This window comes from Burkholderia sp. MSMB2157WGS (assembly GCF_001532755.1).
Classification (GTDB): domain Bacteria; phylum Pseudomonadota; class Gammaproteobacteria; order Burkholderiales; family Burkholderiaceae; genus Burkholderia.
Window position 1 is genome coordinate 121,568 of record NZ_LPJG01000025.1, and the last position, 12,787, is coordinate 134,354.

General features: G+C 63.0%; 14 protein-coding genes. 10 read left to right on the plus strand and 4 right to left on the minus strand.

Features of this window, described 5'->3' with window-relative positions:
- The first annotated feature begins 206 nt into the window (after window positions 1–206).
- Window positions 207–344: a hypothetical protein gene (locus tag WT53_RS34130; protein WP_230624918.1), complete on the plus strand. Its 138-nt coding sequence runs from the start codon at window positions 207–209 to the stop codon at window positions 342–344.
- Between the two features lie 665 nt (window positions 345–1,009).
- On the opposite strand, the gene WT53_RS15555 is transcribed toward WT53_RS34130, so the two are convergent.
- Window positions 1,010–1,753, minus strand: a complete 744-nt coding sequence (locus WT53_RS15555; protein WP_034207230.1) for a DUF695 domain-containing protein — start codon at window positions 1,751–1,753, stop codon at window positions 1,010–1,012.
- A gap of 181 nt (window positions 1,754–1,934) precedes the next feature.
- Here WT53_RS15555 and WT53_RS15560 point away from each other — a divergent pair, with 181 nt between their 5' ends.
- The 4 genes from WT53_RS15560 to WT53_RS15570 all read left to right on the plus strand — a co-directional run bounded on the left by WT53_RS15560 (window position 1,935) and on the right by WT53_RS15570 (window position 3,808).
- Window positions 1,935–2,243, plus strand: coding sequence for a hypothetical protein (locus WT53_RS15560; protein WP_034207896.1), 309 nt, complete (start codon window positions 1,935–1,937; stop codon window positions 2,241–2,243).
- 40 nt (window positions 2,244–2,283) lie between these two features.
- Window positions 2,284–2,532 carry a hypothetical protein gene (locus WT53_RS34320; RefSeq protein ID WP_080747771.1) on the plus strand — a complete coding sequence of 83 codons (249 nt, stop codon included), beginning with the start codon at window positions 2,284–2,286 and terminating at the stop codon, window positions 2,530–2,532.
- Window positions 2,533–2,635: 103 nt separating this feature from the next.
- Window positions 2,636–3,172 carry a hypothetical protein gene (locus WT53_RS15565; protein WP_034207231.1) on the plus strand — a complete coding sequence of 179 codons (537 nt, stop codon included), beginning with the start codon at window positions 2,636–2,638 and terminating at the stop codon, window positions 3,170–3,172.
- 162 nt (window positions 3,173–3,334) lie between these two features.
- A complete protein-coding gene (locus tag WT53_RS15570) occupies window positions 3,335–3,808 on the plus strand; it encodes a VOC family protein (RefSeq protein ID WP_060260475.1) in 474 nt (157 codons plus the stop codon).
- Between the two features lie 78 nt (window positions 3,809–3,886).
- Here WT53_RS15570 and WT53_RS15575 read toward each other — a convergent pair whose 3' ends face one another.
- Window positions 3,887–4,858, minus strand: coding sequence for a diguanylate cyclase (locus tag WT53_RS15575; protein WP_034207233.1), 972 nt, complete (start codon window positions 4,856–4,858; stop codon window positions 3,887–3,889).
- A gap of 264 nt (window positions 4,859–5,122) precedes the next feature.
- On the opposite strand from WT53_RS15575, the gene WT53_RS15580 reads away from it, so the two are divergent.
- On the plus strand, window positions 5,123–5,350 hold the full coding sequence (locus tag WT53_RS15580) for a hypothetical protein (protein ID WP_034207234.1): 228 nt from the start codon (window positions 5,123–5,125) through the stop codon (window positions 5,348–5,350).
- Window positions 5,351–5,500: 150 nt separating this feature from the next.
- Here the strand turns inward: WT53_RS15580 and WT53_RS15585 are convergent, their stop codons facing one another.
- Together WT53_RS15585 and WT53_RS15590 are read right to left on the minus strand one after the other, a co-directional pair.
- Window positions 5,501–6,124, minus strand: coding sequence for a phospholipase D family protein (locus WT53_RS15585; protein ID WP_027784365.1), 624 nt, complete (start codon window positions 6,122–6,124; stop codon window positions 5,501–5,503).
- Window positions 6,125–6,473: 349 nt separating this feature from the next.
- Complete coding sequence (locus WT53_RS15590; RefSeq protein ID WP_034207235.1) at window positions 6,474–6,962, minus strand: helix-turn-helix domain-containing protein; 489 nt, start codon at window positions 6,960–6,962, stop codon at window positions 6,474–6,476.
- 295 nt (window positions 6,963–7,257) lie between these two features.
- Between WT53_RS15590 and WT53_RS15595 the strand changes: the two genes are divergently transcribed.
- From WT53_RS15595 to WT53_RS15605, 4 genes are all read left to right on the plus strand, one after another.
- Window positions 7,258–8,505, plus strand: a complete 1,248-nt coding sequence (locus tag WT53_RS15595) for an integrase arm-type DNA-binding domain-containing protein (protein ID WP_060260478.1) — start codon at window positions 7,258–7,260, stop codon at window positions 8,503–8,505.
- A gap of 215 nt (window positions 8,506–8,720) precedes the next feature.
- Complete coding sequence (locus WT53_RS15600) at window positions 8,721–8,975, plus strand: AlpA family transcriptional regulator (RefSeq protein ID WP_082727499.1); 255 nt, start codon at window positions 8,721–8,723, stop codon at window positions 8,973–8,975.
- A gap of 66 nt (window positions 8,976–9,041) precedes the next feature.
- Window positions 9,042–9,248, plus strand: coding sequence for a hypothetical protein (locus tag WT53_RS33520; protein ID WP_156447883.1), 207 nt, complete (start codon window positions 9,042–9,044; stop codon window positions 9,246–9,248).
- A gap of 98 nt (window positions 9,249–9,346) precedes the next feature.
- Window positions 9,347–12,505 carry a DUF927 domain-containing protein gene (locus tag WT53_RS15605; protein ID WP_060260484.1) on the plus strand — a complete coding sequence of 1,053 codons (3,159 nt, stop codon included), beginning with the start codon at window positions 9,347–9,349 and terminating at the stop codon, window positions 12,503–12,505.
- The last annotated feature ends 282 nt before the right edge of the window (window positions 12,506–12,787 follow it).

Here is a 12,787-nt window from a genome sequence, read left to right on the forward strand (position 1 = left end):
CTCGAAATCGCCGAGTCCGGCCGTACCGTCGTCGTCGACAGGCAACTTGAATCCGAGGTGCGAAGCAGACACTCGCGTGGATCGTATTCGATCGTTTTCTCGAGCGAAACGATTTCGCCGACGAGGCGGACGCGCGCGCCAATATCGTTGACTGGCTGGAGCGGCTTGCCGAATCGAGGCCCGTCGCATCGACCGAGATTGCGAAGATGAGCGCGGTGGCAACCGGCGCGGTGGCGGCAGATTCGTCGACAGCCGACATCGTCGGCGGCGCTGCTATTGAAATCGTCAGCAATCTCGACTGGATCGATCTGGTTGCCGACTGGTTTTCCAACGGCTCGTTGTAGCGACGAACTCGTATTTTCATGACGCAGATCATTGCGCACAAGAAATTCCGCACGAAAAAACGAGGCGGAAATCGCATCGTGCGAAAAAATAGAATAATCCTGCTTTGACAATACTTGCGATTTACTGGAAGCTGCGCCTTTGGGCCTGAAAAAGCGACTTGATTAAAAAATAAAACGCCGAGATGAAAAGGCAAACGTTGTCTCCCGGCTTTTCGTTGACGAGGGCGGCAAGCAGTGCGTCGCGCTTGAATCATGACGGTATTCGCCGGCACGCGAGCATGCCGGTTGTCGTCGCGTTGTCACTAAAGGGTGAGTTGCCGCACAGACCGCCGCGCGACCCGAGATCACAATTTGACCGGTTGACCGTTCTTCCCCGGCCCGGTCAACCATTTCCCCGCTCGCTCGCGCAGGAGCGGGGGCTTTTTGCCCCCCGACGCCGGAAAGTTGCGTCGGCGGAACCGGACAGGCGTTCGGCGGACTGCGCGACGGCACGCGTTCGCACGCCGACATCCGTTCGCCCGATCCGTACGAATTGCTTTCCTCGTGCCTGAGCGAACCCTCAGGCCCATCGCCGGTCTTTGCCGGCGATGCCTTGATCCCGGCAGCGCGCAACAACGCTGCCGGGATGTTTTTTGTCGCATGCGTGACGTCGCATCGCGCGCCGCTCAGCCCGCCTGTTCGACGCTGGTTTCCCATCCATCGTAATTGCCGCCGAGTGCGCGCACCTCGCGATTGAGCGCGATCGTATGGCGCGTGATATCGGCGAGGGCCATCGTCCCTTCGTGCGAAAACCGTACCGCCGACTTGCCGTCTTCGGTCGGCGCGACCGATTCGACCGGATAGCCTTTCGCTTCGGCCCAGTCCGCGAACTGGTGTGCGTCGCTCGGGTCGGGGAAGTACGCCCAGTGCATCACGCGCCGGCTCACGTCGGGGACGTCGCCTTGCTGCCGCAGCGCCTCCAGCGTGCGCATGTCGCGCATGATCTGCCAGTCGTCGTCGGTCGGGTAGAGCGTCTGCCAGTACGTCGTCTTGTCCGGGTCGTCCTGATGGGCGTACTGAAGCGCATAGGTCGTCTGGTCGGCCAGCGAGTCGACGATCTCCGCGGCCGCCGCTTCGTCGAACGGCACGTAGAAAAGAAAATCGCGGTTGCCGTCGACGGTGATTCGGCCGACTTGCACGCCGTCCTTCGCGGCGATCGCGGCGTCGAGCAGGTCCTCGATCTTTGCGAGATCGGCGAATTCGTCGCCGGTCGGCAGACCGTCGGGCGACGGATGCGCGAAGGGAACGCGCACGCTGAGCAGCGACGTGCGCGGATCGCCATCCGCGATTTCCGCAAAGTCGTGGTTGAAGCTGATGAAAGCCTGATGGTCGCCCATTCTGGCAGGGAAGGTTCCCCAGGCGTCGCTCATGTGTTTCTCCCGTACACGATTGTCTGTTGACGGATGCAAAGCGTCCCAATGTATCATCGAAAATCGCGTTGGCCGGAGCCGCGCAGATGATCGCGGGCCGTGCACGCCGCGCAGGCGAGGTCCGGGCCGTTCGCAGCCCTTCGCATGCATGCGGGGCCACAAAAACTCAAAGGAGATGCCGATGTCGACGTTCGCGGTGAATGGTGTCCGAATCGATCCGCGCAGCGCGCGCGTGACGCACGTGCGCTGGGCGGCCGTGAACCCGGTCGATCGCTCGTGGGCGGCGGCGCCCAGCGAGGCCCCGGTGGCGGACGTGGCGCGCGCACTCGCGTCCGGCAGCGATGTCCGCGCGATCTTCTCGGCATCGGACACCACTGCAATCGGGCCCAGGCTGAAGCGCGTGCTGTATCGCGACGCGTCCGAAGGCATCGAGCTCGACATCGATGCAACCAGCGAGTCGCGCACGTTGCGCGATCTGCCGCAAATCTGACTGCGAGCCGGTCCCCGAAACGAATCGCGCGAACGCGCCCATGACCATGCCCAGATCCGCCATCGCCTCGCTGGCATTCGCGCTTTGTTCGGCGCTTGCCGCCTGTCAGACCGCGTCCGGGCCGTCGCCCGTGCACCCGTCGCCCGAGACTGCGTCGGCGACCGTCCCCGCGTCTTCGCCGCCGGCCGCGCCGATCCGCGGCATGGGCCTCGCGCCTCATCTGGCGGGGCAGAGCCACTGGGCCGTCGGTCAATGCACGACCAACGGCACGGTCAAGGTATGCAATTGACCGACGTCGGCGCAATCGCGCGTGATTCGCGCAAACGTGACCGGAATCCCGGCATGTCGCCCGCGTCGCTGGCGCGGCGGCCGTCGACACGGGCCAGCGTGCAATGAACATACGCGAAACGACGGATTCCGGCTGGCACGTCGATCCCGTCGCGGGAACGGTCACCGGCTCGTTGCCGATCACGCTGGCAGTCGACGGCCGAAGCCTGAAAAGCAGGGCGATCGCGTGCGCGGGGCTGGCTGCGGCGAGCCTGTGCGGTTATGTGGCCGCCCCGACGCTCTGGCCGGTGGGGGCGCTGGCCGCGCTGCTGGGGCTGTCCAGCGCCGCGTTGTTCGTCTCGTCGCGGCGCAAGATGGCGTTGCAGATCGACGAGACGGGCTTCCGGCTGATCGGTTCCGCCCGAGAAAAGCCTGTCACGCGGTGGCGTGACGTCACGGAATTCCGGATCGTCCGCGTCGCCGGTCATCATTACATCGGCTATCAGTTCTCCGTTCATTCGTCGCGCACGAAGGTGCCGGGTGGCGTGATGCTGCCGATCGCCCGGTTCGTCGATCTTCCGCTCGACGCGGTGGCCGAGTTGCTGGAGGCCTGCCGCCGCCGGTTCGGCGAGCCGGACGAGCAGGCTGCGCGAACCGGCTGACGAGGCCCGGGGGGCGCCCGGTGCGCCGGTGGCTCGGCCAAACAAAAAAATCCCGTATGCCGTGTCGATTTCCGTGGGAGTCGTCCGTCGTAGCATCGGAGGCGTGCGCATCGCGCGTCCGTCCCGATTTTCGATACGACAACCGACTGAAGGAGCGACACCATGTCCACGTCCGTCAAGCCGATCCCGGAAGGGATGCGCACGCTGACCCCGCATCTGATCTGTGCAGGCGCGGCCGCAGCCATCGACTTCTACACGCGTGCATTCGGCGCGACCGAACAGTTTCGCCTCGCGATGCCCGACGGCCGGCTCGCGCATGCGTGCCTTGCGATCGGCGATTCGACGCTGATGCTGGTGGATGAAATGCCCGAGCACGGTGCACTGGGCCCGAAGGCGCTGAAAGGCACGCCCGTCTGTCTGCATCTGTACGTGCTGGACACCGATGCAGCGATCGCGAAGGCGGTCGAGGCCGGTGCGACGATCACGATTCCCGCCGCCGACATGTTCTGGGGCGATCGTTACGGGCAGGTCGAGGATCCGTTCGGGCATCGCTGGTCGCTGGCGACGCGTCAGCGCGACCTGACGCCCGAGCAGATCGCGGACGCAATGGCTAGTGCGCCGCCGTGCGGAAGCTGAACCGACGTCCCGGCACGACCGCGGCCGAGCGACGGCGCGGCAGCCGGATTGCGCCGCGCCGGCCCGGCTCGTTCGCGGTCATGCGCCGGCCGTCTTGCCGCGCTGCTTGTGTTCGTACATCCGGCGATCGGCCGATGCGAGCAGGTCGGCGACGGTGCGATGGCGTGCGGGATCGTAGGCAACGTGTCCGACGCTGAAACGGATCGCGTAGCCGCGAGCATCGGCGGCATTGCGCTGCGCGAGCGCCTGCGTCACGCGTTCGACGGGCTCGGCGACGTCGGCCGGATCGGTGGCGCTCAACAGCGCGACGAACTCGTCGCCGCCGAGTCGCGCGATGACGTCGCTGTCGCGCAGCGCGTCCGTCAACGTTTCGGCGAACGCCTTCAGCGCGCGATCGCCTTCGGCATGGCCGAAGCGATCGTTGATCGCCTTGAAATCGTTCAGGTCGAAGAACAGCAGCACGGCGTGACGGCCGACGCGATCGCACAGGCTCAGCACATGGCGGGCGAGAATCTCGAAGCCGCGCCGGTTCGTCAACTGGGTGAGCTCGTCGGTGGTCGCGAAATGCAGTGCGGCGATCTCGCGCTCGGTCATGTGGGCGAGGTCGCCGAGGAGTGCGAGTTCGTCGGGTTCGAGCGAGCGGGGCCGCGTGTCGATCAGGCATAGCGTGCCGATGGGGGCGCCGTTCGGTGCGGCGAGCGGCCGGCCCGCGTAGAAGCGGATGCCGGGCATGCCGGTGACGAGGGGGTTGTCGTGGAAGCGATCGTCGTTCAGTGCATCCTGGATCACCATCGTATCGCCCGCGAGCAGCGCATGCGCGCAGAACGACACGTCGCGCGGCGTCTGCGTGGCGTCGAGTCCCGCATGACTCTTGAACCACTGGCGATTCTCGTCGACGAGGCTGACGAGGGCGATCGGTACGTCGAACAGCCGTCGCGCGAGACGCGTCAGGCGGTCGAAGCGTTCTTCGGGCGGTGTATCGAGGATCGAGAGCGAACGAAGCGTATCGAGCCGGGCCGCCTCGTCGGTCGGTTTCGGTGCGATTTGCATGGGCCTTGTCTCTTGTCCCGGCCGTCGGGCCGGTCATGGGTCGTACGTCGAGCAAGTATCGCGCATTCCTCGATGCATCGCCACGCTGCCCGTCTTGCGGCTGCGGCGGCCGGCCGCGTGAGTGCCGGCGAAGATGCCGTGAGAAGCGGGTGTCATCGGCCCGTGTTTCGTTCCGACACGGAGTCCCACAAGCGATACCTCAAGGTGCGCGTCGCGATGCCGTAAACAGGACGAGTCCAATCGTTCATCGCATCCCATCGCACCATGGTTCGAATTCTGTACGCGGGCTATCTCGCGTTTGCGCTGTATCTCCTTTACCCACTGGTTCAGAACACGCTGATGTTCAGCACCGATTGCGTGCGCAGCGTGCTGCCGATGGACGAGCACGGCTTGCCGGCGAATTCGGCGAGCGATGCGGACGAGCACGCGCACCGCTGCGTGTCGGGCGCGCATGCCGGCGCAGCGACCGGGCGGTTGCCCGAAATCCATTGAACGTGGCGGCGTCGTGCGCGATGGGCGCTTCGTGAGCCGGCATGCTGGCCATCTGGCCGAAGTGAACATCGCGCGATGCTCGCCGATCATCTGTCACGCGGCGGCAAAAATGCGAACGGTCGAGCGCCGGGCGAACGCGCGTGTCGCGCGTCAGTAGCTGGAGCGGTACGGCGTGCCCTGGTCGAAGCGGCTTTGCCAGTGCGTGAGGTAGCGCGACGCGAGTTGCGGATTGTTCCAGACCACGACGACGTTCTCGGAATTGCGGCTGGCCGCCGACGCGCTGTAGTTGAACGAACCCGTTTCGACGTGCTCGGCGTCGATCACGAGGTACTTGTCGTGATGGATCGCATAGGCGTCGATCGTGCGCGTCGGGATGCCCGCGTTGACGAGCAGGTTCAGCGCCTGCTTGCTGCTCTTCGCGCGGTTGCCCTTGTCGTCGACGACCACCGCGACATTGACGCCGCGGCGCTTGGCGGCAAGCAGTGCGCGCGCGACGGGCGGCGACGTGAACGAGTAGGCGGCGACCCGGATCGAGCTGCGCGCCGCCCCGATCGCTTTCAGCACGAGCGCTTCGGCGCCGCCGTCGGGCGAGAACGCCGATTCGACGACCTGCGTCGCGGGTGCTTCGTGAGTGGGGGCCGGCAACCATCGCGACACGAGATCGATCGCTTGCTGGAGCAGCGATTCGCTTTGCGTCTTGCCGAAGGCGGCGAAGGGTGTGGCGAGCAGGGAAGCGGCGAGACAGGCGGCAGCGAGGCGATTGCGCGACAACATCTTGGACAGCGAATAATTTCGAGACAGCGGGCCGTGAGTGTAACGCACGCGTGGCAGCCCGGTCACGTGCGGATGCGAAGCGAGGGGCCGCGCGGTGATCGGCTGGGGCGGTGAGGGTGACGCGAAGTTGCGTTGTGCAACTCGTGTATGCGAGCGGGGCGGTCAACGGACAGTGGTCAACGGACAGCGGACAGCGCCGGCGATGGCATGCGATTGCATTCGCCGTTGCAGGATACGCGTGTGCGAACAATGCGTGCCCTCGGTCGGGCGGGCTCGGCCCCCACGCGGCCTGTCGCCGAAGCGTGCGTGCAATGGGCGCGTCTGACGGACATCCGCGCGCAATGCATCGTCAATCCGTGGCGGCAGACGCGTCGGCCTCGTCGGGCGCGACCCATCCTGGTCCAGGCTCGGGCTGCACGTCGTGCGCGTCGAGCGGCTCGCCACAGGCCGAGCACACGGTCACCGCGTGCATCAGCTGGCCGCAGGTCCGGTGTCGCAATTGCACCGGCGGCCCCTGGCCGTCGTCCTTCCAGCGATCGCCCCACGCCATCAGCGCGAGCAGCGCCGGGTAGAGGTCGCGGCCTTTTTCCGTCAACCGGTATTCGAAGCGCGGCGGGCGTTCCTGATACGCGCGCTTGACGAGCACGCCTTCGTCGACGAGCCGCGCCAGCCGTTCGGCCAGCACGTGGCGCGTCAGGCCGAGCTGGGCCTGGAATGCATCGAAGCGGCGGCAGCCGAGGAAGGCGTTGCGCAGGATCAGCATGGTCCAGCGGTCGCCGAGCACGGCGAGCGTGCGCGCGACCGAACAGTTCAGCGTGCCGATGTCATCCCATTTCATCGTCGAGTCTCTTGCCTCTTGCGGCGGTCTTGCGGCGGTTCAGCGACATAGCGGGGTCGATTATAGAACCGAACACCGTCGCAGCGTAGAGTTCGCCTATGCGTCGCGTTGCTGCGATTTACCCAGAAAACACCTTGTAAATCAACGACATATGTTCGCTATGACGTATGCCGTTGCTGCTAGTCGACCGCCGTTGTAGCGGGTCCAGTCGCGGGGATTTACGGGGAAATTTACGGGGAAATCGCGGGTCGGGGACAGTCGATAACGCAACCTAACCATCATCAAGGGAACTGCTATGCGCGCTGTTAATTATGCACTTACTGCAATCAAGCTCAACGCCGCGAAGGGCGGCGAGAAGACCTACAAGCTGACGGACGGAGGCGGCTTGTTTGTCCGGGTATCGGCGGCTGGAACGAAGACTTGGTGCTACGGCTACACCTTCGCCGATAAGCGGCGGGAGGTCACGTTCGGACAATACCCCGAAGTTTCCATCAAGGAGGCCCGCGACCGGCACTTTGCCGCGCGCCAACAGATCGCGCAGGGCGTCGACCCGATGACCTCGAAGCGCGAAGAAAAGGAGGCCGTCCGGCTGGCGGCGGAAGCGGACCAACATGTGTTCAAGGTCTTCGCCGAGCGTTGGATCGACGAGATGCTGGGCGACGCCAGCGCGGACTACCGGAAGAAGGTCGGACAGCGCCTCGCGAATCACGCCTATCCGCACATCGGCAAAAAGCATCTCGAAGCGATTAAGCCGCGCGACATTCTGGCGATTGTCGAAGGACTGCGGCACGCGCCGGCCACGTCCGAAAAGGTTCGCGGCCTCATCAAGGCGATTTTCGATCACGCGATCCGGAAGCTGATCGTGGAGAGCAACCCGGCCGAGGCGATGAAGGGCGTTGTAAAGCTCCCGGCCCCTACGCATCACGCGCACCTGGACGAGGCGGGCTTGGGTGAATTTTGGCGTGCGCTGGCGAAGGATAACGTTGCTGGTGTCGACCCGTCGACGATCGCTTGCACGCGGTTTATTGCCCTGACGCTCTGCCGCAAGAGCGAGGCGCTGGCCGCGCGCTGGTCGGAGATTGATATGGACGAGGGCACGTGGACTATCTCGGCGAGCCGCATGAAGATGCGCCGCGAGCATCGCGTCTACCTGCCGCGCCAAGCGATGGCGATACTGAAGGCGCAACACGAACTGACGGGCGGCAAAGAGTTCGTGTTCGGTGCGATCGGCCGAACCATCGATGCGCCTCTGACCTCTACGCCGGTGATTAACCTGTTCAAGCGCCTCGAAGGCGTGCCGAAGAACTTCACTCCGCACGGCCTCCGTGCGACCGGCGCGACGATCCTGCGTGAGCACGGTTTCCGCCGCGATGTGGTGGAGCTTCTTCTGGCGCACGTCGAGACGGGCGTTGCCGCGATCTACCACCGCCACGAACTGGCAGACGAGCGGCGCGAGGCGTTGCAGCACTATGCCGACACGATCGAGTCGCTGGCGGCTGGCGGGAAGGTCGTCGGGCTGCGGTCGAAGCGGCGCGCGGCTTAATAGCCCGAAGTCATATAAGGCGAGTCGCTTATTTCGAATGCGTATTATGGGACTTCATTACCCGTCGCGAGAATAGCGACGCTGCGACGCGAAGTAACGCGACGCAACCCTTTACGAGGCAGCTAAACGCGCTCGGTTTTGTCGGCTATTTGCCGCGCACGACCGGGCGCGTTTTCTTTTTGCGCTCGGTTCGAATCTACACGACGGAGAAACAAATGATTGAATCGAGTAGCACTACTAATGATGGCATGCCGTCTGCTGGGCTTGTTCGTCGCGCTCAGTTCCGCGAGCTGATCACGCTGGCCGATACGACGATCTACCGGATGATCGAGGAAGGGCGGTTTCCCGACCCGCTGCGCGTGTCGACGCGCTTGCGCTTGTGGCGCGTGGAGGACATCCGCGAATGGCTGCGGGTGGGGCCGGTCGAGTGGAAGAGGCTGCACCCGGTCGCGGCGAGTGACGCGGCGTAGTGGTGGAACACGTGGACACACAATAAAGGGCGAAACTTAGCCCGTACAGAAACACGGGAGGTTCACGTGAAGAGCAACACCAGAATTCATTGCGCAGTTACACCGGAGTTCTACGCCGAGGTCGTCGCGGCCGCGATCGATCTGCGCATGTCGCCGAGCGAGTTTATGCGCCTGTCGATGATCCATGCGCTGAAGGAGCGACCTGTCGCAGCGTTTGCGCAATCGAGCGGGGTTCGCAAGGGTCGTCCGCCGCGCCGAGGCGCGAGCGCGTAAAAGAAAAAGCCGCTGTCGGCGAACCGGAGCGGCTTTCAAATGGACTATCAACCGGACGGGTTACCAGCCCGCCCAACCACATAAGAGGCTTAGTTGTTATGGTACCGCCCGTCAGTGATCGCGAAAACAAGAACTCGTTCGACTTCAACACGTTAACACTCGCGCAGCAGCGCGCCTGCGTCGAAGAGTTCCGGGACGCATTTAACGTTGGTGTCCCCGATCACATGCGCATGGTTCACGCTCAATCGCCGGAAGCGTTTGGACCGGGTGCGAAATATCGTGTCTACCCTCTGAATGATACGGCGCTTGCGAAGCTCCGCGAAGACGAGAATCTGTACTACTGCGTCGGTGCGGTGACTCCGTACGAGTATGAAGACACCGGCAATAAGGATTGGAGACGGCGCGTGGAGGACATCGGAGCGGGCGTCGTCGTTGGCTTTGATGACATCGGCACGAAGACGATGAAGAAGTGCGGCAAGGGCTTGGACTTCTTCGAACAGACTCTGCCGCCCACTGCGGTGATCGAAACTTCGCCCGGCAACTTCCAGTTGCTTTACTTCCTCGCTGCGCCGATTCTCGACTCGCACGATTACGGCGATGTGCTGCGTTCGATCATTAAGCCGCTGTCCGAGCGTTACGGTATCGATAAGTTGGCCGACGTCAACCGCGTACTGCGCCTCCCGTTCGGCATCAACAACAAGACGCTTGAAGATGGCTCCCTCAAATATCCGGACAAGGACGGCAACCCGTGGCGCGTGCGCCTCGTCTATGCCGATTACGATGTGCGCTACAGCCCCGAAGAGATTGCGGCAGCCTACGGCCTCACCATCGAGCGTACGCCGCGCAAATCCGAGGTCGTGCGGCGCGTCGCCGGCCGCGAAGAAGACCCATACAAGGCGGCTGGGTTCGACCTGATCGCCGATGCCTATACGAAAGCCGATCGGGCGTGGCCGACTCGTACTGAAGCAGGACGCAAATACCGTATCTGTTGCCCGTTCGAGGGAGAGCACGCGAGCGGCGGCATGAACGATGACGCATTTATCGCAGACCCCGCCGCGAGCAAGAATGGCTATTTCACCTTCGGCTGTTCGCACGGTTCTTGCAACGGGGATAGTGAAGCGTACGCTGCCGGTCGTCGCACGTTTGCTGCTGCAATGGAGGCTGCAGGCGTCTCGCAAGCGGCCCACAAAGCCGCAATGATGGTCGACCGCGCTGCTTCGAACGAGCTCGTGCGTGAATTGAATGAGGCGGCTTTGTGGGCGGACGGCATGACGGTAAACGAGTGGATCGAGATATTGAAGGCGAACGCGGAGATCGAATCGGGCGGCGACTTGAATATGTCGGACGGCGACGCTGCGCGTGAATCGGCGCAGTCGAAGCTCGGTGCTCAGGACGACGCGACGCCAACCGGGAACAGCATATTTCCGACGGCCGACGAACGCCCGTGTTGCCGGGTATACGAAAAGCCGTTCGAAATCAAAAAGCGCAAATACCCCGCTGGGCTTTACCTCCACGGCGTCAAGTACGACAAGGATAACAACGCCACAAACTTCAACATCTATCTGTGCTCGCCGCTGCGGATTTTGGCGGAAACGCGAAACCGCAATGATGCTGAATACGGCATTCTGATCGAGTTCAAGACGGAGAAGGGATGGAAGAAATGGTGCGTCCCTGCTGCGATGCTGGTCGGGGATGCGACAGACGCGAAACGCGAGTTGGCACGTCATGGGTTAAAGATTAACCCGGACGCAGAGAAGGAACTGGTGAAGTATTTTCGGCTTTTCTCGTCGACGCAAAAACTGTTCAGCGCGTCCACGACGGGCTGGGACGGCTCCGCATCTTTCGTGCTGCCCGAGCGCGTTATCGGCGGTACGGACATTTACTTTCAGTCGCGCTCCGTCGTCGCTCCCTACGGCTCTGGAGGTTCGCTCGAAGGCTGGCGGGGCATGGCCGCGCTTGCGCGTGGCAATCCGCTCCTGATGCTCGGCATTAGTGCGTCGTTCGCTGGTCCGCTATTGAAGCACCTTCACGTGTCGGGTGCAGGCCTCCACTTCTTCGGTGATAGCTCGACGGGCAAGTCCACTATTGCGCGCGCGGCGGTCGCAACTTGGGGCAGTGCGAATTTCATGCGAACTTGGAACGCGACGGCGAACGGGCTGGAAGGCGCGGCGGTCACACATACCGACACGCTGCTAGCGCTGGACGAGATGGGGCAGGCCCGCGATATGCGCGACGTGTACGAAGCCGCCTACGCGCTCATTAACGGTTCTGGCCGAAGCCGCGCGCAACAGAACGGCGACGTGCGCGAGTCGAAAAGCTGGCGCGTGTTCCTGATGTCCAACGGCGAAGGCACGATGAGCGCGTTGCTTGATGAAGGGGACCTGCGCGCGAAGGCCGGTCAACAGGTACGCTTGCTCGACATTCCGGCGTCGCGGAAGTATGGTGCATTTGACGATTTGCACGGGCGGTCGTCGGGCGCGGCCTTCTCGGATGAGGTGTCGCGACTTGCTGCTGAAAATTTCGGCTGGGCTGGCGTCGCGTTCGTGGAGCGGTTGATCGCCGACCTTGCCACCGGGGTGAAGTTGGGCGAACGGCTCGACGCTATGGTTGATAAGTTCGGTGCGCAAGACGGCCAAGAGCGGCGCGTGGCGCGGGCGTTCGCTATGTGCGCGATGGCGGGCGAGATGGCGACGGGGTACGGCATTTTGCCTTGGACCGATGGTGATGCGCTCGCCGCAGCGCTCGCGTCGTTCAAAGCGTGGAAAAGCTATCGCCCGTCGTCGAAGCTGTCTAACTCCGAAGACGCGCAGATTCTTCAATCGGTGCTCGACGGTATCGAACGATTCGAAGACACCAAGTTCTCAGATATCCGTTATGGCGAACTGCGAGAGCTTGAGGTCATGGAAGGTGATCAAAAAGTTATCAAGTCGGTTGCGCATCGTGTGAGCGGTGACCGATACGGCTATTGGGAGGCTATCAAGGACGAGATGCCCGTGGATGAGACGGACACCGCCGAAGGTCTGGAAATGTTTGACGAGGGCAATGTGCGGCGTCGATACTTCTTGACTGCGTCCGGACTCGGCGCGTTGACGAAGGGGTTCGACAATCGGCGCGTCATCAAGGCGCTGGATGCAGCCGGAGCGCTGTTCGATCGTGAAAAGTCGAAGGCAGCGAAGGTGAAGAAGGTTCCGGGAAAAGGCGGGGTGCGCATGTACTTCATTGACCTTGAAAAGGTGCGTGAAGCGTTGAGCGAGTGAGCTTGATCGTTCATTCGGTGAACTTCTGATCTTGAGGCGTCCTTTGTGGCGCCTTTTTCTTTGTAGGTCGGACGGTGGAGGCTGTGCCGGTAACCCCGGTAACCCCAGGTCGTTTTTCGGTAACCCCGGTAAGCCGTTGAAAAATAACGAAGTAACCCGAGTTACCCCGGTAACCCCGTTTTTCGAAGAGATAGAGGGAGAAGCGTAAAAGGAGGCTGTTTGTATCAGAAAAATCCAGAGGGGGGGAGCCGCGCGCGCGAATGCAAACAAAGTGACGTACGC